Below are 18,323 nucleotides of genomic sequence, written 5' to 3' on the forward strand. Positions count from 1 at the left end.
TTATAGCAGAGCTGTACTATACTTGACTAGTTATACTTAGTCTTTTATAGTAAGATGTTTCACTTAGAAAAAAATTTATGAGACATGTAAGTAAGGATGGACTTGCCCTAGCAAAAAGAGCAGCTTTAGTTTGTCCAAGTCAGAGCCTTTGTAGAGCCACATCAAATCCATTCGAAGCGCTAAACCCTCATGATGGGGCTAAGCGTGCTAACTGTATTGCAGGGGTTTTAATAATACAAGCCTTGAAACCGCATACATACCCCCTCTTAACAGTTAGACATAGTGTTTATTACGGGCTCACTGGCCTTATCTCATCCCACTGGCTTGGTGCAAGCAGTTTTGGAGAATTTGTACATATAGGCCTAGGTCCTGAGGTAGAAAACAGAAGGAGCTATGCTGAAAGGTATGAGGCATATTTAAGAAACAATGGCGAGATTGAAGAATTGACTGCAAAAGCAGCTTACTTAAGAGAGAGCAACCCAGTTGAGCAGATAGAGGTTTTGGATCGTGATGGTGAAATTGAGATTCACAGAATAGCCTTAACGGATGCTGATTTATTACTCGATCATGTCGCAAATGGACGTACTATGGAAGAACTCAAGGAGATAGCCTCGGCCAAGTTAGAACAGACACTAAGAACTGTGTTATAATATTGTTTAACTTTGCCAGTGGTAAATTACTCTACTGGCTTTTTTAATCTCAATTTAACTCTCAAAACATATGGAAACAACAAAAATTAGAAATCTGGCGATTATCGCTCACGTCGATCACGGAAAAACAACTCTCGTAGATGGACTTTTAAAACAATCAAATACATTCCGAGATAATCAGTCGGAAATGAGCCAAAGCTTAATCATGGATAAACTTGCTCAAGAAAAAGAGCGTGGAATAACTATCACAGCTAAGATTACGGCAATAAATCATGAGGACTATAAATTCAATATCATTGACACTCCTGGACACGCTGACTTTGGCGGTGAGGTGGAAAGAACTCTAGGTATGGCAGATGGTTGTCTTCTAGTGGTCGACGCCCAAGAAGGACCAATGCCCCAAACAAAGTTTGTACTTGGCAAAGCACTTGCTGCCGGACTTAAGCCAATAGTTATTATTAATAAGATTGATAAGGAAGGTTCTAGAATTGCAGAAGTTGAAGATGAGCTTGCTGATTTGTTCTTAGAACTCGCTACAGATGAAGATCAACTACATTACCCTATATATTATGCAATCGGACGGGATGCAAAAGCTTGGGAAAAATTGCCAACAGATCCAAGTGCTCCTGGAGATTTGTCTTGCATATTTAAAGCGATTGTTGAGAAGATTCCGGCCCCTAAAGTTGAAGATGGCCCAACTCAACTGCTAATAACAAGCTTAGAGTGGGATAATTTTAAAGGTAAATATACCGTTGGTAAACTTGGTAGGGGTGGAATTAAGAAAAACCAACAAATGGTTTTAATGAAGAAAGATGGACTCCAAGTTAAGTTTAAAGTGGTGGATCTATTCACTTTTAAAGGCCTAGGGAAAGAAGAAGCAAATGAGGTACCTGCCGGAGATCTAGTCGCTTTTACCGGTGCTGAAAAAGCAGAGATTGGCGAAACAGTCTGTGACGAATCTAGGCCAGAAGCATTACCTATTTTAGAAGTAGAAGCACCAACTTTAAAGATGTACTTGGGTCCAAATACATCTCCGCTTAAGGGACAAGAGGGTGAGTTCACGACTTCTAGACAAATTGGAGACAGACTCAAAAGAGAGCTTGAGACAAATGTAAGTCTAAGAGTTAAAGACGATGGTATTGGATTTATTGTCTCAGGTCGCGGCGAACTACATCTAAGTGTACTGATTGAAGACTTAAGACGAGAAGGGTTTGAGCTCGAAGTTGGACGCCCTCAAGTTGTTACAAAAGAAGTTGACGGAAAAGTTATGGAGCCACTTGAAGAATTAACAATTGAAGTTCCTCAAGAGTTTGTTGGTGCAGTACAAACTGAGCTTGGTGCTAGGCGTGCTCAATTGCAATCTCAAGAAGTTAACCTAAGAGGAGTTAGGCTTGTTTACCAAATTCCTACAAGGGCTTTGATTGGCTTGAGAGGTTTAATGTTGACTGCTACAAAAGGTAACGCCGTAATGAGTAGTTTGACAATTGGATATCAGCCTCTTGGAGGTAATATCCCTCAAACTCGAAATGGTGCTCTTATTAGCTTTGAGACTGGCGTAGCCACACCTTATTCTTTAGAAAATGCCCAGGAGCGTGGAACTGTCTTTATTAAGCCAACAGAAAAAGTTTACATGGGACAGATCATCGGCTTGAATTTACGTAAAGAAGATATGGAAGTTAATATCTGTAAAGAAAAGCATTTAACAAATATCCGATCATCGAGTTCTGACGGCACTGTTCAGCTAACTCCAGCTACTATTTTAAGTCTAGAGGAGAGTTTAGACTTTTTAGAGGACGACGAATTACTAGAAGTCACTCCCAAAAACTTAAGACTACGAAAACGCTTCTTAAATGCCAACGAACGCAAGAAGAATAAGAAATAGTTACAGCTGCAGAGTTGATTGTTCTGAAGTAATAGCAGGGCCTTGTTGACGAACTTTTTTTGGTCGGTATTTTGACCACCAATCGAAAATGTGTTTGGAAGCAGATGCCTCCTGAATTTGCTCTTCTTTAGGTGCGGGCATCCCCGGTGGACGTACACTAAATGATTTATTAGAAAAGAGCTTAAATGCAGTCACCCCTGCTGGCTCTTTTTTAGGAGAGCTCTTGGATCGTATCTGTATGCCTATTAGTTCGGCAAATGCTGGTTCTGATATCTCAAAATCTAACATAGCTAATGGACACTTACCTAGCTCAGCTAGTATACATGACCTCTTACATTCAGATACTCCATAAGCTTTTTCATTCTCAGTAACTGCAAGCCTGGCTAGCTTCCTTACATTAGTTATAATGCTGGCAAGGTTAATATTACCTTCGTAAAACCTGTGCGGGGCCTGTGTTATCTCATGGAGGCACCTTTGAGTAGCTTCGCGGGCAAATGCTTGGCTCTTTTCTACTACACCAACAGAAAGATCAAAAAGTCTGTCGGGATCTTCCACCGGTAAAGGCGTTGCTGTTTCGTCTATTACAGTTTTTAGCCTATTATCTTCTTCGCCAGGTAGCACAGCTATTATATCGCTGCCTACTGGACCACCAGGATCAATAAAATTGGGATAACCTCCACTTGGACCATCGGGGCCTTTTGCCATTTCTTCTACCCTACTTTTGATTTTTAAATACTTCTAACAAAGACTATAGCACTAGATCTAATATGTTACTAAGACTATTAGCTACTAGTTGTTTGATCTACAAGGTTTTGTAAATTTTGGAGCTCTTGATATGGATCTGATGATTTATGTATAGAACCACCAACATAAAATACATCAATGCCTGCTTTTGCTAGATCTTCAATATTATCTTTATTGATTCCGCCATCCCATGCTATTTCTATATTAGACTTAATGTTCTTAATTTCTTTTATTTTAGAAATTAGATTTAAATCTGCGGTTCCTCCGTACTCGCCAAGGTTGCCAGAAAAAATCAACGCTTGATCAGCAAGTAATATTAGTTGAGAGAAATCTTTTGGATCTGACTTTTTGAGAAGTGCAATACCTAAAGAGCAAGAAGAATCTTTAATTAGCTTAATTGATTCTATGAGATTACTATCATCTGATTCTACTTGCAAAATAATCAATTTTGGAGGATGAGTTAAGTTTAAAAGAAACTTAATGACATCTAGAGGTTTCTGATACATAACATGTACTGAGTAAGTTAAAACAGGATCAAGATATGTATTTCTGAAATCTACTAGATTAGTAGAGCCTGAGAAGTCACTGCTTGCTAAATCTAAATGAGCGTAATCAGAAATACTGGAAATTAAATCTGTTTGAGTTGTAAAATCGTGGACACCAAGTGCGGTGATTGTGGGTACTACTATCCTCATAAGTCTTTAATCTCAATTTTTTAAGTATTTAGTATTCCAATTACCGGTAGTTTATTCAAGACTCTTTTACCATGCGGTGATTGATTAATAAGAGAACTTAAGTCTTCACCACATTTAGCTTGTCCGCCAGACGGTCCATGCTCGCCGTTTCTCCACTGCTCATTGCTGCTGGCATCATATACATTTCCGTCTACAGCGACTAGACACTTATTCCCATTCAATCCATTACTTTTATTTAACTGCTCTAGAGTTATTCTTTCGTTTGATGATGAACTTTGGGTTATATTACTTGAACTTACGTGATTATCGAGCGCAGCATCGTTTTTAACCCTGCTTTGACGAGATATTGCAAAGCTAATAAATAACATTCCCGCAAATACTAAGCTGATAATAAAAACTTCTATATATTTGGTAAGTTGTTTTTTATTAACGTATTTGTCGTAATAGAAAAACAATAAGCTTAGCCCATATAGTAGCCATACGTACTTAAAATGTTCTGAGTTGATTACAAAACCTAATTTAAATCCATGAGCAATTATTAGTAGCATGGCTAAATCGTTAAGCTTAAGAACTGTATTCCAAACTTTTGGTTTAGATTTTAAATATTTTTTTAGTTCAAATGATAAGAATATAAAAAGAGATATAGTACCTAAAGAAATAAATAAGTAGCCTAAAGTGCCGGCATAATTCTTTAGGCTTGAGGGAGGATTACCCAAACCTAGATTATTAAGGTGTAAAATAATACCTATTGGGTGAGCAATAATTGCTAGCAGAACAAATCTTTGAGAAATTTTAAATGTTTTAGATGTATCTAAGTTCGGATCAAAGTTTGTTTTTAAAAAACCTGAGAGATAGTGTACCCACATAAATCCAAAAGCTAGTAATGCAAGCAAGCTTGGTATAGAAAATCCACTAAGGTTACCCTTATAGACCTCATTCCACCCGAGTAGTGTTACCGAAATAACGGCTAGATAACTTGCATTTATCAAATTCTTACTTTGATTAAAGTTTATTGGTTGTTTAATAGTTTTTTTAAAATTCATATCTTAATCTTTAAATTTAATTTCAGATATTTTATCTAAACCTGGCTGTACTTCATTTATTGTAATGGTTTTATTTTTACTCTTTATAAAGTAACTAAAGACTTGACTTGTTGATGTTATCTCGTTCAAATAATTTCCGTCATAATCTATATAGAAGATTTTTTCATCAGTTGTTTTAAGTTGTAAGTGTTCTGAATCTATCCATGAGAAATCATTTATTTTCAAATTATTTAATGTGAAAGTTTGCGATGACTCTTTTTCGAAGTTGTATATAAAAAGTGTGTTTTCTGATAAATGTATAGCGATATATGTACCAGGCTGTGGCGAACCTTGAATGCTTTCTTTAATTTGATTTGACTTCATACTCTCAAACGTAGAAAGGAAAAGTGGATTCGATACTTTTGTATTATCATCCATAGAGTCTAATGGGTTTTTATAAATGATAAGTTCTTTATTGTATAAATTTGATATTGATAGATAATAGTCTCTCCTATTAGCCGTATACTGAAAGTCTAGATCTTTCGGATTACCAACAAAAAGAGTGTTAACTAGTTTTGGGGAGTTTTGATCATCTTTGATTAATACTTGAATGCCTGGCTTCTCAGCATCTTTACTTGTTTTAGAGTAAACATATTTACTATTTCTAAAATTGTTAAAATCTAAAACTTCTATATCAATAATCTGCTCTTTAACTAAACTTACAGGGTTGTAAATTGCTAGTTCACCATTTTTATTTAAGTAAAGCTTTGATTTGTCGTCGTATCTGTACTGATTTATTCCTACTCCTACAGAATTAGTTAGATTAGTAGATTCTGCTGGAGCATCAACTCTTAGATTTATTAGTTCTTTATTATCATCAAAAGTGTGCTCTAAAAATATAGAGTCACCATTGGGGCTCCACTTATCGAATTTAATGTCACCCAAGCTCCCGTCAGCTTGTCGAGTAAAGATTTGACTTGGGACTATAATGGTATTACTTATGTTTGCAGGATCATCCTCTTTTAAGTTTAGCTCCTCAAATATGTAAGATTGAGCTAAGCTTAGACCACTTTTGGATACGGCTATTACTTTTGAGTCAGAGTTTAAACTTGAATAAGTCTTTTTAGGTATGTTTGTGAGAATGTCTTTAGAGACTAAACTATTAGGAATTAAATATGGATAATAAAACCACTCGACTTCTTCTGCTTTTATGCTAAAGTTTTTTTCCCACGTTCTGTAACCGTTAGCCTCTAGTCTTAAGTTGTGGCTCCCTTCATCAATCTCTAGTTTATAATCTGTTTTTTTACCGATGTCTTTACCGTCAATGTAAATTTTTGAAGATATGGGCGCAGAATTGATTAAAAGGATACCTCGTTTTTCTACTCTGCCATTTTTTGTAAATGTATAACCTTTTGCTCGGTAAAAGATTAATACGCTCAAAAAAATAGTTAGTGCTGTAAAAAAAGTATATAATGTGACTCTTTTTATAAATTTTGCACGAGGCTCATGAGCATAAGTCACCTTGTGATAGGAGTTTTTTCGCGGCTTTTTTGTTTTTGATATTTTTTTTGCCATCTAGTACTTAGATTTTAGCAAAAATAACTAAGAAATGTGATGATTATTTTTAATATGGCTTCTGTTAAACTTAAAAACATAAGAGTAATATATAAAGTGAACATATAAATGCCTCAATCAACTCCTACAGCAAACAAAAAAAGGAGAGCAAAGAATAATTTAAATAATTTTGACATTAGTCAGATCGAGGCTGACTTAATGGCGGTGGAGGCAGAAACTCTAGATCTTGATAACTCTCCAGAAAAGAAAAAAGTGGGGATATCGACTAAAGAGAGTAATACAGCATCTTCTATCAACTCAAGTACACCTAAATCAGTATCCTACGACCCTCGTCCAGTTAACGTTGTAGATTTTAGCCCAGATAGTTCTAAACTGCTTCACAAAGTCTTAAGAGAAGATAAAAAACCTAAATCAACTTCTAGTGCTTCGAGCAATGTTGTAGCTCCAAAAAAACCACCTAAAAATTTAAAGTTTAATTCTTTCAAACCTTCAAATAAATTAAGCTTAGGAGGTATGGACGGATTCAAGAAGAACTCAAGTTTTTCAACTTCCTTTAGTGTTGAGCCATCCGCTAACCAATCTAACGGTGCTGAAACTGAGCCAGCAAAGACTTTGGTTAACGAGTCAATTGTCAACCCTTCTGTAAGTACATCTAATGTTGCGCTTGCTGGACTTAATAGAGCTAACCAGTTCAATAGATACATGCTCGAACAACATAAAACTTCACTGCAAAATCAAATTGAAAAAAAATCACTCTTTGAGCGAAGTCTAGATGGTGATATTGAAATTTTTGACAAAGGGCTACAGACAAACAATGGCAAAAAAGTTTACAATGTAAAAAGGAGAAAATCTATGTTAGGCGGAGTAGATCAATATGACCTAGGACCTGGAAGAGTCAAAAAAGCTCTTTCTTATCGACCTATGAGGTTTATACTGCCTGTAATTGCATTATTTATTGTGGGTACATATGTAATGTATCTGAATATACCTTCGATTAATATTAAAGTGGCTGAGAATAAATCTGGAGTAGCAGTCTCAGAACCGAGTTATACACCGGAGGGATACAAGCTCTCTAACTCAATTGAAGTAGAAACTGGAAAAGTCGAATTAAGTTTTAAGAAGAGTGATGGTGATGCATACAATGTGTCTCAAAAAGTAAGTGATTGGGACTCAAAAGCTCTTTTAGAAAATAAAATACTTAAAGAAACTAAAGAATATAGTGCTTTTACGGATAGAGGCTTAACAATTTATGTTTACGATGATAAAGCAACTTGGGTAAACCAGGGCAAGGTTTATGAGATACAACTTGATGGTTCTAATATCGACACAGAAGAAATGGTTAGAATAGCTGGGAGTATGTAGATTTTATTCTAATGTTCTTTCTGGTTTAACTTTTGTAATTCTAAGTGATGTTAGCAATAAGATTAACATAAATACTGCTACGACTAAGAAGCTATACTGAAAAGCTATTCCAGTTAATATTAAGCCGAGCACTAATGTAAATATTCCTTCTCCAAATGAAGTTGCTGTTATAAATATTGGATAAGCACGCTCTTCTTCATCTTTGTCAGTTAAACTGAAGAAGAATACGTCACCTAACGGATCCAGGAAAGCTAACGGAATTGAACCGAAAATTAGGAGAGCTATAACAACAGTTGGAGAATTTACGAAATAAGCAATAATAGTTAGTACTAAAAGAGTAAAGAAACAGCTACTAAATATACTTTTAAACGATAAATATCTTAAGCTTTTAAGCGTGCTAAATTCTCCCAAAACCAATGGTAGTTGGGTTAGGCCTAATGCGGTGCCAATCTGAAATAGAGAATAGTTCTGTTGAAGCATATAAAGTGGTAAAAAAGTAAAAATGAATGACCACCATACATCCTGACCGGACCTAATTATATAGGCTACTTTTAAACCCTTAATCCTTGTAAAATATTTTATATTTTGTATTATATTCAAACTCGAATGAACCTCTTCTGTGATATGAGGGACTCTCTCAATATAGGCGACGACTGAAGCAATAATTAGTATCAGCCCACTTGTATACATTGCTGCTTCTGAAGTAAATTTATCCATAATTAAGCCTCCCATAACTGGCCCGATCATCCATGCAAATGCTATTAACCCACTTAAAGTACCTTGAGCCAATGTGTATACACTAACTCTTCTAAAGCTATCCCTAAACATTACAGAAAAAGCACTTGATTTTAGATTGTTGAGCACACGAGTTACTAGAAATACTCCTGTAATTATAGTTATGACTGGTAGTCCTGCTAATAATGTTAGTGCCCCTGCGGTAAAGATACATAAAGGAAATATTTTTGACTCGTCATATTTTTCTAAAATTCTGGGGATCATCATTGAAGTTATTAAAGTAATAATTACTGCTCCTCCCTTTAGAATACCGATTTGGCCATCACTTAACCCTTGTTTGTAAAAAAGAATAGACCAAACACCCGAGACTAAAGCAAAGCCAAAATTCTCCATAACCCGAGAGGAGATAAGTTCTGGAATTGCTTTATGTCTATATAACTCTTTATATCCTGATGCCATCAGTTATTATTAAATTCTAGATCTGAATATTAGTATAACAAAGCCCCTGTCCTCCCAGATGTTGATGATATTAAGTGCATTGGTAGCTGAAGTAGAGTCGAAATGGAACCAGGTTAGAGAGGAGCTAGTGGGATGGTAGCCTGAATTATATTGGCTCAATCACCGAATCCCAATATGCATCATGGAAGGCTGCAAGAATAGCATCTGCCCTTTTATTGTCAGCAGTGTATGATGTAGCGACCCTTCCACCAGCTTTTTCATCAAAAAGATCATACCCATCACCTGCAATAGTTCTAACTCTGAGGGTAGTTATGGTGTCACTAGAGGGTGCTATAGTAACGGCAACCACACCTAGTCGTTCGCTACTTCTCTCGTCATACGTACGATATGGTAATTTGCCAAGTGTGTCGGGATCTACCCACCTTAAAAAAGCCTTTCTTAGGCTCACACCCACACCTATTTCGGGAGTTCCATCCACTTCTCTAGCTACTACGACAGGTTTTGAATACATATCAACACCACCACCGCGAGATTTTTCATGCACTGAAGTTACTGGCTGGCTGCGATATATTAAGCGTCCGTATCTAGCAGGCTCTGTTGTACCTAACCTAAACCTAGTACCCACCGAGCCAAGCAGGCTCTGTATATATGCTTTATTGTGATGTGGTAGCCATCCTGCAAACCAAGGGGTTCCTACGTCACTAGACTCAAATACATTATCGGTCCCTTCTCTACATAGGCCTTGACCATAGTGATTTCTAAGCCTTACCATCTCCGCATATTCTTCCGCAACTCTTTCTTTAAAAGTAGGTGCAGTGCTTAATGATTTTACTGGCATAATTTTACCCCCTAAATTCTTACCCTATATAGTTTAACTATCCCAGGAATCTAGTTAAGATTCAAGCTTAAGCAATAAGAAGCCTCTTTTTTTCACAGAAGTTAAAGGGCTTATGGTAGCCTTGGAGTGGAGTTGTTGGATTCAGATTAAGAAAGAACTGGTTAGTATGGCTGGTATTGTTAAAGACTATAGGAATAGCTTAACAGTTTAGAGTATAAGGGGCTTTGATGGAAGCAGCCTAGCACTCAATCATACCATCAGATACAAGAGTGGCGTATGTACATGATGCACATGCGGTAAAGTCTCCTATTTGCCTTAGCTCTTTAGCCTTAACGAGGGGGCAACCCTCAGGTGCATGAGGAATAATTTTTTCTTTATTATTAACCTGAAACGCCATCCCAACTCTACCTTGCGTTAGCTCACCCTCTTCACTGGTCTCTATAACATCAGCTCCTCCAATTGCATCACAACCTATCTTTTCAATATCTTGACCATAGCCACCTTTTAACTCTCCCATACAGTGAATCTCCTTTTAATTTAGTTGATAGGAATAATAATAAACCAAAGTCACGCAAAAGCAAGCTTAAGCAATAACAAAGCCTCTAATTACACAGAGGTTAAAGCTTAGGCATAATGGTAGCTCTCGTCGGTAAAAGTTGGAACCTACTTAGAGATGAGCTGATAGCTATATCTGAATTAGTAGTGTGGGCTAGGGTTGCTAACAGTAGAAGTTACTAAATGAGTGGAATTGAACTGACTAGTCTGTATACCTTGCAGATTGAATGTCCCTTGTATCGATACAGCAAACTGTTCCATCACCTTTTGGACCAGGATTATCGCTTTCATTAGCTGATTTAACTACTGTTCTTAATGCGTATTCTGCTTCTCGAGCTAGAGTATAGCCACCATACTCAGTACTTATACTAAAACGTGCCGCCCTAGGTGTTTGAGGTAGCCACCACTCACCTGCTACTATAGTACAACCTAAAGCTTCAGCAAGATTGCAGCCTCTGCATTGTTCTGGAAGTTCCCCTAAAAGACGTTCGGCTATTTCAGAAACTCCATCCTCAACTGAAGTTGCACGCCTTGGTGTTTTTAAGTATTCTTTTGGTGAATCAATTGCCATATAAGTTTTTTATTATTTTAATTGATATTATTCTCTCAGCTTCTTTAGGGGGATGCAAGCTTAAGCAATAACAAAACCTCTGCTTTCAGAGAGGTTGACAATCTTAAACGTAATGGTAGCGGTGACTGGAATTGAACCAGTGACCTCAGGCTTATGAGTCCTGCGCTCTAACCAACTGAGCTACACCGCCATACCTTTATATCTACTCAGTAATTATATCAATTTTATTTACTAATTTTAAGTTAGAACTTGTTTAATAACGAGTATTAAGCTTATGATAATAGTAAAGTATGTATAGATGAAACCAGTCAAAGAAAGATTATGGATAGTCCCTACAACAACAGTATTATTTACTGCTGCTCTTTTACTAACTGTTTTATCAAATAAAGGTGAACTTTCATTCAAGTTCTCTTACTTAAGTTTAATTCCGCTAGCTTCGGCTTTTGTTAATTCTTACTTATTATTTAAAATTGCAAGAAGGAGAAGTCAGGTCAAATCGATACTGTGGTTTTGTATATTTATTATTTCGGTAATTTTCTGGTCAATTGCTGATATTTTAGCTTTTTCTGCTAACAACCCTGAAACAGGACTATTTGCAAGAAACTTTGTAGTAATACCCGCTGTTGTAGGAGCTCCCGCCTTTTATATATTTATCAAAGACACTATATCCGATAAGACAGAGAACTTAATAGGCTCTAGGATACTTTTACTAGCAAATTCCTTTTTTTATTTAGTTATAGCATTGTCTACAAATTACATATTTATTCGTGATCCTAATTCTTTAGCGCAAAGATTCTGGGGGTACGAAATTAAACTTGGTCATGCTGGCATTCCATACATTATTCTCACACAAATAATTATTTATATGAGCGCTGTGGCGGTGTACAGATACTACAGATCGCAAAAAGTTTCTGAGCAGAAGAAACAAGCAAAAATATTCTTATTAAGTATTGTTGTGCCGACAATTGGCATATCTGCTACTAATTTAATACCTGCGCTATTTGCTTGGCCATGGATTCCAATTGATAGTTTATATATGACTGTTATGGCGATTTTTATTGTCTATGGTCTTAATAAATACCAACTCTTTACAATTAACCCTACTCGTATTGCCAATAATATCTTAGAGACAATGTCAGAATCAGTCATTGTCACCAACAACTCTTTTGAGATCCATTATATGAACTACAGTGCAATAAAACTTTTAAACTATAATCCGCAAAAAGAATCTGAGCAAGCATATTTAAAGGATTTTGTCGCTGAAGATCACTTTAAAAAGATAAAATATTTTATTAACAACAATAAGCTAATCAAGTCTAAAAAAAGATTTTCTGAATTAAATGTAATTGCAAAACATACAGGTAGTATTACGCCGATTGATTTATCGGTAAATAGTGTTTTGGACGATAAAAAAGGAAGCGCCGGTTATGTATTTGTACTGTCTGACTTATCAGAGCTACAGAAAGCATATAGTCAGCTAGCCGAGCAAGAACAAAGGGTAGAGAAACAAGTACAGGAGAGGACTAAGCAGCTATACGAAGAGCATGCCAAGCTTGAAGCATCAATCTCTGGACTCCCTATCGGATTTATTATGCTCGATGAACACATGAAGATTATTGAGCAAAACGAAGTTGCTCGTAGTTTATTTAGAACAAGAGAAAATAACTTATGGTATATACAGGACGCTTTGGAAGAAATGGGAGTAGAAAAAAGATTACTTAATAAACTATCAAAAGGCAATATAATTGATATCCCTGAGGTGGTTCGTGGTAACAGATTCTTACATATTATAATTTCTCCTATTGTTAGTGAAGGAAAAACTTTAGGTAGAGTTATTTTAATTGAAGATATCACCGATCAAAAAGCCGCAGAAAGAGAAAGAAATGAATTTGTTGTAACTGCGTCACATGAAATAAGAACTCCACTTAGTGTGATTCAGGGTAACTTGTCTAATGTTTTAGACTTAGAAGAGAAGATCGATCCAGTACTTAAGCCTTTAATCGGTAGTGCGTATAGGGCATCGAATCAGATATCTTCTTTATTCAATGATATATTGATTGTTTCGGATATAGAAAATGAGGGACGGCCTAAGCCTAAGTTTGAGACAAAATTTACACTAAAAGATGCCGTAAAAGAGGTTATCGAACATCTTGAACCACTTGCCAAAGAGAAGAGACTTAATATTAGCTTTAAAAGTATTGGGCAAAAGGTTCAAGTCATCGGTGATAGAGATGAGATTAAAGAGTGTATCCTAAAGTTAGTTGATAATGCTATTAAGTTTACAAAAGAAGGCTCAGTTGATATAAGCTTAAGAGTTAGGAATAACAATGCTATAGTTGAAGTTGCTGACTCAGGAAAAGGGATAAGTAAATCTGAAGAAAAGCGTTTATTTAGAAAGTTTATTAGACTAGATAATAGCTTAAAAAGAGAAGTTGGTGGTGCTGGACTAGGTTTATATATAGCCAAAGCTTTAGCCGAGAGAAATGGCGGAGAGCTTGTACTAGAGAAATCCAGTAATAAGGGGAGTGTTTTTTCTTTAACACTGGGAGTTGCAAAAAAATAGTATGGCAGATCTGGATAAAGTCTATAAAACGAAATTTGGTGATATATACCCTCTATATGTTTCTAAAGCAAATAAAAAAGGATGAGATAAAGAGGAAGTTAATCAAGTAATATCCTGGCTAACAGGCTACTCTAATAATGATATCGATAATTTAATAAGTGAGAACAACAAATCATTTGAGGATTTTTTAGAAAGCCCCAGAATTGAACCCTAATCGAAGACTAATAACAGGACTAATTTGTGGGATTCGGGTTGAAGATATAAAAGAGCCGTTGATGCAAGAAGTTAGGTATTTAGATAAACTAATTGATGAATTAGCCAGAGGAAAAAAGTTAGAAAGTATTTTAAGAAGTTAGGCGACGATTTCGTCTTCTAGATCTGATATTAAATCTTCGACTTCGTCGAATAATCGATGGTGCTCCTTGATCTTATGATCTACTTCGTCGTAGCTACTTGGTACACCCTCTATATCTATTAATAAGTCAGAGATCTTCTGTAATGTTGGATAATGTTTTGACCATTCTTTACAATGGTCATTGTCAACCAGACGAGCCAAGAGAACGCCAGCAGTGTTTTCGGGGTTATCCATATCAAAATTAGCTAGGTCACTTCTCCAGGCTATTAATAACTCGTCAATGGTCTCTGGTTGCATTAAACTTATTCTGTGTAATTAAAGTATTTAACGACTTGCTTTTGATTTTGCTTCGTTTTTTAGCTCTCGAACACCGCCCTTTAAATCATTAATTGATAGCTTTTCTTTACCTGATCTATATGCATCCTCCAAAATTCGGCTAGCAAGATCTCTACCGCCTAGACCAAAGCTTAATGCGAGCCCTAACGATAGTGAACCCATGATCGCTACGTAAGTTATATTTACTATGTCTCTAGCTATACCTAACTGATTAAGTATCATAAAGACGGCAATACTCATTACAATTGATGGTGAAACGGTACGCAATATATTAGAAGTAGGTGTATTACCGAGTACTCTTTTTATAAATTTAGCAGAGGCCGCTGATATAGTGCTGGCTACTAAGAAGATTGCCATTGCAGCGACAACATCTGGTACGTAGCTATAGATCCCGGATACTATTGTCGTTAATGCCGGTACATTTAATGTCGATACTGCGAATGACACAAATCCTAGCATTACCAGCCAAAAGGCAGTCTTACTAACAAATCTTGTTGGTCGGTCGATAACTCGATGTACGGTGCTTCCTACTGGTGACGCCGAGATAGTGTGATCAAACCTTAGTTTAGTTAGAGCCTTTCTTGTAACCCTTTGTAGGATCTTAGCTATTACATATCCTACGATTAGTAAAAGTAGCGCGCCGATTACTTGAGGTAGGTACTCAAATAATTTTGTAAAACCATTTTCTATAGATTGGCCTAGATCAAAACTTGACATAATTTAATCTCCTTAATTAATTTAGTCCACCTGGCTGCTAGTAAACAACATTAAGTCTATATGTTCTGTAAGAAAGCTAACATTCATTCAAATTCTTATTAAACTGAAATAGATTTGCTATTTTTAAGGTAGAAACGCCAAGTTTTTTCTTTTTCTTTGCTTATGCCAATTCTTTTTGAAGAGCATATTAATTTACTGTCTATATTATCTATGATTAAGCGGAGTGGTAATTGATTTAAGTTGTGACCATTTAGTCTATTATCAATTTCTAAGGCCTGGCAAAGTTTGGCGGGTCCATTAGTTAAGTCTCTATCCGACTTAGCCTTTCGATTTTTTTGAAGTATTTTAATAGATTCATTATCTATAGGTTCAACTGATCTTATTAAAACTGCAGCCCCATAACCTTTTTTCTCCACCACGACATTACAGCAATAATGCATCCCATATGTAAAATAAACGTATAATCTTCCTGGAGGCCCAAACATAACCTCGTTTCGTCTAGTTATTCCCTTGTAACTATGACTAGCGCATCCGATTGATCATATGCTTCTGTCTCAACAATCTTCACCGTACATTTTGTACCATCATTGAATTCTCTCTCTATAAATGACCCCAGTAGAAGTTTTGCAGCTTCTGGTGCAGGTATTTGTAGAATTCTATCTAGGTTATCACTCATAATCTCAATGCTTAAGAGAGTTTAATTTTACACTATACTTTTATTTTATAAAGTAATAGATTACTATAGTATTACAATATATAAGTACAATCACTCAACTCTTACTTAATTTTAAAGCATAATGAACATATACGAAAACACACAGCATATTGATGAGTGGCATGATTTTTTAAAAAAATGTAGTGCACATAAATATAAAAAAGGTGAGATTATTTTTTTAAAAAACGAAAATACAAAAAAAATTTGTATTATTAAATCTGGGATCGTAAAAGTTTACGACATAGATAATGAGGGTGAAGAGCAACAGGTAGCCTTAGACACTATAACGGAAGTATTTCCAATAGGTGTTGGGCTAGGCATTCACAAAAATACTCTTTATTTCTATGAAGCATTTACAGATGTGGAGGTATACATTCTTGAAAGGAAAGATTTTTTAGAATATATTGCTGATAATCCAAGAATTGGTTATGAGATGTACGAGGGGCTTGCTAAAAGGTTTGTGTCAATGCAAACTCGTGTGTATGCTTTAGAGCAGAAAAAAGCGCTTGATAAAATAGTTTTAACACTTTTATATTTATGCGAAAGATTTGGCACTCAATTAAATAGTAAGTCTGTTAAGATTGAGTTGCCTCTTTCTCATAAAGAACTATCAAATTTTATTGGTTTAACTAGAGAAACTATTAGTCTTACATTAAAAAAGCTATCAGACCAAAGTGCAATCTCTTATAAAGGAAAGTACTACACTATTGATACAAAAAAGCTAAAAGATATAATTGACCCTTAAACAAAGTTTAAAGTTTTTCTACCCAACTTAACTCCGTAGATAATTAAAGCTAGGCTGAAGAATAAATATATCAAGCTACTGGATCCTGTACTTGCCAGTTCATTAGACTCAAGAGTTTGAATGTTGTCTAGTTGGGCTAGACCAGAAGGGTCACGAACAACACCATCTGCTGTTCCGTCGTCATCGAACTCACCACCATCTGTGATTTGATACTGAACGAAGAAGACGGTTTGCTCCTCAAGAGGTAGACCTAAGAGATTGTAATCTAAAAAGGCTTTATAAGAACCGTCTGGCATCCATTTTCTTAAAGTGTAAGTTTCGGAGCCTTCAACGCCATAAAAATAATGTCTGATTGTAGCTGTCGTACCTGGCTCGTCACAAGTTATATGGAATGAAGCTAAGCCCATTGGATAAGTATATTGAGAATCTGCTTTTTCTGAAGACTCTGAGCCAACTTGGAACCCAGCGATGCTTGTGCAGTTTGCAGCCTCGAAGACTGCGTAATCATTTGTCAGAGGATTAATATAGGTTATAACGTTTGATTGTTGGTAATCTGGAGTTCCATCATCGTTTGCATCACCATCATTAGGAGAAAGGGCTTCTGTAATATTTGCCGTTCCGTCACCATCGAGGTCAGAATCACCAGTAGTAGTTGCCTCTACTACTCCCCATGGGCTCGTTCCAATATTATCAACATATCTGAACCTAATTTGGTAATCGGTACCCTCTAATAAGCCATTGATGGTTACGTCAAATTCTGTTCCATTCTGCGAACTTAAGTTTAGCCATTGGTCTGATTGAACAGCTTTATATTGAAGTTCCCAGACAGTGCCACCTTCCAGCGTTCTAGTTGAGGTACAGGATCCGGAAATTGAGTTATCAGTTGAGTTTGGAGCCTCGCATATTAATGTTGGGAGTTCAACTGGTCTTAAGCCTGGAAAGTTGCCGGGTCTTATATACCAAATTTCATCGAAGTCCCAAGGTTCGACCTCTTGACCTACCGTTAGAGATGAGGATGCAAAATTATCAGTCCCGTAATACTGCGAGCCAGAACCAGAAATGCCACCGGATAATGAATTAGCTGTTATTATGGCTTCGGAGTAAGTATTTGCGAGGTCTGTTGGACCTGAGCCTATTTCTCCTACGATTCCTCCAACTTTTGAGTCTCCTTCAACCGTTCCTTGAAAGTATGAATCTGTGAGAGTGGACGGTCCGACCATTTGTCCGGCGATTCCTCCAACTCAATCAACAACGTACCATTAAGGGGGTTAGGAGCTATAGCAGTATTAGCCTGTGATCCTGGTTGGGAGTAGCCGTCTATGGTGAGGGTTTCTGTTATTTGAGGTAGTGCAGATTGAGGAGAGATGGTGTAGCCATTTTGAGAGTTGTTAGTGAAGTCTGGAGTACCTGAGATATTAAAGAGAATGGTTGAGGCATCAGGATCTGAGTTAGCTTCTTGAATAGCTGCTCTTAGGGTACAGTTGCCATCTCCATCATCACAGGTTCCATCGCCAATGTTTGCATCTGCAGTATCTAGAGTGGAGTCTACGGTTATACCATCTGAGAAGTCATTATCAAGAGCAGAGACATTCTTGTTTTGTCTAGATAGAGCTAGGGAGAGGAAAGAGCCGAGAATTAGAAATCCGGTGAGAAAAAGAAGTTTAAGTTTTTTAGAAAGCATGGATTTTTTTAAAGATATATACATGTTTTTTAGTTAAGTCTAAATCTAGGCTTATTTATATGTATGAATAATTATTCATACATATATTAAGCTTATGGTTAGGATTTTAACATGTTATGGGGG

At 36.4% G+C, this 18,323-nt stretch carries 17 protein-coding genes, 1 tRNA gene and 2 pseudogenes; 6 read left to right on the forward strand and 14 right to left on the reverse strand.

Features of this window, described 5'->3' with window-relative positions; all coding sequences use genetic code 11:
• Positions 1 to 77: 77 nt before the first annotated feature.
• Entirely contained in the window at positions 78 to 650 is a 573-nt protein-coding gene (locus tag H6799_02730) for a hypothetical protein (protein USN97267.1), read from the forward strand.
• A 70-nt stretch (positions 651 to 720) separates the two neighbouring features.
• Positions 721 to 2,532, forward strand: a complete 1,812-nt coding sequence (gene typA / locus H6799_02735) for a translational GTPase TypA (GenBank protein USN97268.1) — start codon at positions 721 to 723, stop codon at positions 2,530 to 2,532.
• On the opposite strand, the gene H6799_02740 is transcribed toward typA, so the two are convergent.
• The 4 genes from H6799_02740 to H6799_02755 form a co-directional block, all read right to left on the reverse strand.
• Positions 2,533 to 3,237: a hypothetical protein gene (locus H6799_02740; protein USN97269.1), complete on the reverse strand. Its 705-nt coding sequence runs from the start codon at positions 3,235 to 3,237 to the stop codon at positions 2,533 to 2,535. It abuts the gene before it with no gap.
• Between the two features lie 77 nt (positions 3,238 to 3,314).
• Positions 3,315 to 3,971 carry a hypothetical protein gene (locus H6799_02745; protein USN97270.1) on the reverse strand — a complete coding sequence of 219 codons (657 nt, stop codon included), beginning with the start codon at positions 3,969 to 3,971 and terminating at the stop codon, positions 3,315 to 3,317.
• Positions 3,972 to 3,991: 20 nt separating this feature from the next.
• Positions 3,992 to 4,225 (reverse strand): cytochrome B5, encoded by a 234-nt coding sequence (locus H6799_02750; GenBank protein USN97848.1) that lies wholly within the window; start codon positions 4,223 to 4,225, stop codon positions 3,992 to 3,994.
• A gap of 792 nt (positions 4,226 to 5,017) precedes the next feature.
• Entirely contained in the window at positions 5,018 to 6,568 is a 1,551-nt protein-coding gene (locus H6799_02755) for a PEGA domain-containing protein (protein USN97271.1), read from the reverse strand.
• Between the two features lie 108 nt (positions 6,569 to 6,676).
• Between H6799_02755 and H6799_02760 the strand changes: the two genes are divergently transcribed.
• Positions 6,677 to 7,930, forward strand: a complete 1,254-nt coding sequence (locus H6799_02760) for a DUF4367 domain-containing protein (protein USN97272.1) — start codon at positions 6,677 to 6,679, stop codon at positions 7,928 to 7,930.
• A gap of 3 nt (positions 7,931 to 7,933) precedes the next feature.
• On the opposite strand, the gene H6799_02765 is transcribed toward H6799_02760, so the two are convergent.
• The 5 genes from H6799_02765 to H6799_02785 form a co-directional block, all read right to left on the reverse strand.
• Positions 7,934 to 9,124: an MFS transporter gene (locus H6799_02765; protein USN97273.1), complete on the reverse strand. Its 1,191-nt coding sequence runs from the start codon at positions 9,122 to 9,124 to the stop codon at positions 7,934 to 7,936.
• 145 nt (positions 9,125 to 9,269) lie between these two features.
• Complete coding sequence (locus H6799_02770; GenBank protein ID USN97274.1) at positions 9,270 to 9,962, reverse strand: hypothetical protein; 693 nt, start codon at positions 9,960 to 9,962, stop codon at positions 9,270 to 9,272.
• 238 nt (positions 9,963 to 10,200) lie between these two features.
• Positions 10,201 to 10,479, reverse strand: a complete 279-nt coding sequence (locus H6799_02775; protein USN97275.1) for a hypothetical protein — start codon at positions 10,477 to 10,479, stop codon at positions 10,201 to 10,203.
• Between the two features lie 240 nt (positions 10,480 to 10,719).
• Entirely contained in the window at positions 10,720 to 11,088 is a 369-nt protein-coding gene (locus H6799_02780) for a hypothetical protein (GenBank protein USN97276.1), read from the reverse strand.
• Positions 11,089 to 11,201: 113 nt separating this feature from the next.
• Positions 11,202 to 11,278: transfer RNA gene (locus tag H6799_02785), tRNA-Met, on the reverse strand.
• Between the two features lie 108 nt (positions 11,279 to 11,386).
• On the opposite strand from H6799_02785, the gene H6799_02790 reads away from it, so the two are divergent.
• Both H6799_02790 and H6799_02795 read left to right on the forward strand, forming a co-directional pair.
• Positions 11,387 to 13,651 carry a PAS domain S-box protein gene (locus H6799_02790; protein USN97277.1) on the forward strand — a complete coding sequence of 755 codons (2,265 nt, stop codon included), beginning with the start codon at positions 11,387 to 11,389 and terminating at the stop codon, positions 13,649 to 13,651.
• A 1-nt stretch (position 13,652) separates the two neighbouring features.
• Positions 13,653 to 14,007 (forward strand): annotated as a pseudogene (locus H6799_02795) (DUF2200 domain-containing protein).
• Here the strand turns inward: H6799_02795 and H6799_02800 are convergent.
• The 3 genes and pseudogenes from H6799_02800 to H6799_02810 form a co-directional block, all read right to left on the reverse strand.
• Positions 14,004 to 14,303 carry a hypothetical protein gene (locus H6799_02800; GenBank protein ID USN97278.1) on the reverse strand — a complete coding sequence of 100 codons (300 nt, stop codon included), beginning with the start codon at positions 14,301 to 14,303 and terminating at the stop codon, positions 14,004 to 14,006. The pseudogene H6799_02795 and the gene H6799_02800 overlap by 4 nt on opposite strands.
• 27 nt (positions 14,304 to 14,330) lie before the next feature.
• The gene (locus H6799_02805; protein ID USN97279.1) at positions 14,331 to 15,059 is read right to left on the reverse strand and encodes a hypothetical protein; all 729 of its coding nucleotides are present in this window, start codon (positions 15,057 to 15,059) and stop codon (positions 14,331 to 14,333) included.
• Between the two features lie 98 nt (positions 15,060 to 15,157).
• Positions 15,158 to 15,735, reverse strand: a pseudogene (locus H6799_02810) (DNA-3-methyladenine glycosylase).
• 121 nt (positions 15,736 to 15,856) lie between these two features.
• Between H6799_02810 and H6799_02815 the strand changes: the two are divergent.
• On the forward strand, positions 15,857 to 16,519 hold the full coding sequence (locus tag H6799_02815; GenBank protein ID USN97280.1) for a Crp/Fnr family transcriptional regulator: 663 nt from the start codon (positions 15,857 to 15,859) through the stop codon (positions 16,517 to 16,519).
• Here H6799_02815 and H6799_02820 read toward each other — a convergent pair.
• On the reverse strand, positions 16,516 to 17,739 hold the full coding sequence (locus H6799_02820) for a fibronectin type III domain-containing protein (GenBank protein ID USN97281.1): 1,224 nt from the start codon (positions 17,737 to 17,739) through the stop codon (positions 16,516 to 16,518). The genes H6799_02815 and H6799_02820 overlap by 4 nt on opposite strands.
• Complete coding sequence (locus H6799_02825) at positions 17,661 to 18,224, reverse strand: hypothetical protein (GenBank protein USN97282.1); 564 nt, start codon at positions 18,222 to 18,224, stop codon at positions 17,661 to 17,663. Before H6799_02825 ends, H6799_02820 begins: the two co-directional genes overlap by 79 nt.
• Between the last annotated feature and the right edge of the window lie 99 nt (positions 18,225 to 18,323).

The organism is Candidatus Nomurabacteria bacterium (assembly GCA_023898665.1).
Classification (GTDB): domain Bacteria; phylum Patescibacteriota; class Saccharimonadia; order Saccharimonadales; family HK-STAS-PATE-42; genus HK-STAS-PATE-42.

Bases quoted from the DNA above. Each gene is read 5' to 3' on its own strand.
- H6799_02730 (USN97267.1), top strand. From the start codon at position 78: ATGAGACATGTAAGTAAGGATGGACTTGCCCTAGCAAAAAGAGCAGCT.
- typA (USN97268.1), top strand. From the start codon at position 721: ATGGAAACAACAAAAATTAGAAATCTGGCGATTATCGCTCACGTCGAT.
- H6799_02740 (USN97269.1), bottom strand. From the start codon at position 3,237: ATGGCAAAAGGCCCCGATGGTCCAAGTGGAGGTTATCCCAATTTTATT.
- H6799_02745 (USN97270.1), bottom strand. From the start codon at position 3,971: ATGAGGATAGTAGTACCCACAATCACCGCACTTGGTGTCCACGATTTT.
- H6799_02755 (USN97271.1), bottom strand. From the start codon at position 6,568: ATGGCAAAAAAAATATCAAAAACAAAAAAGCCGCGAAAAAACTCCTAT.
- H6799_02760 (USN97272.1), top strand. From the start codon at position 6,677: ATGCCTCAATCAACTCCTACAGCAAACAAAAAAAGGAGAGCAAAGAAT.
- H6799_02765 (USN97273.1), bottom strand. From the start codon at position 9,124: ATGGCATCAGGATATAAAGAGTTATATAGACATAAAGCAATTCCAGAA.
- H6799_02770 (USN97274.1), bottom strand. From the start codon at position 9,962: ATGCCAGTAAAATCATTAAGCACTGCACCTACTTTTAAAGAAAGAGTT.
- H6799_02775 (USN97275.1), bottom strand. From the start codon at position 10,479: ATGGGAGAGTTAAAAGGTGGCTATGGTCAAGATATTGAAAAGATAGGT.
- H6799_02780 (USN97276.1), bottom strand. From the start codon at position 11,088: ATGGCAATTGATTCACCAAAAGAATACTTAAAAACACCAAGGCGTGCA.
- H6799_02790 (USN97277.1), top strand. From the start codon at position 11,387: ATGAAACCAGTCAAAGAAAGATTATGGATAGTCCCTACAACAACAGTA.
- H6799_02800 (USN97278.1), bottom strand. From the start codon at position 14,303: ATGCAACCAGAGACCATTGACGAGTTATTAATAGCCTGGAGAAGTGAC.
- H6799_02805 (USN97279.1), bottom strand. From the start codon at position 15,059: ATGTCAAGTTTTGATCTAGGCCAATCTATAGAAAATGGTTTTACAAAA.
- H6799_02815 (USN97280.1), top strand. From the start codon at position 15,857: ATGAACATATACGAAAACACACAGCATATTGATGAGTGGCATGATTTT.
- H6799_02820 (USN97281.1), bottom strand. From the start codon at position 17,739: ATGGTCGGACCGTCCACTCTCACAGATTCATACTTTCAAGGAACGGTT.
- H6799_02825 (USN97282.1), bottom strand. From the start codon at position 18,224: ATGTATATATCTTTAAAAAAATCCATGCTTTCTAAAAAACTTAAACTT.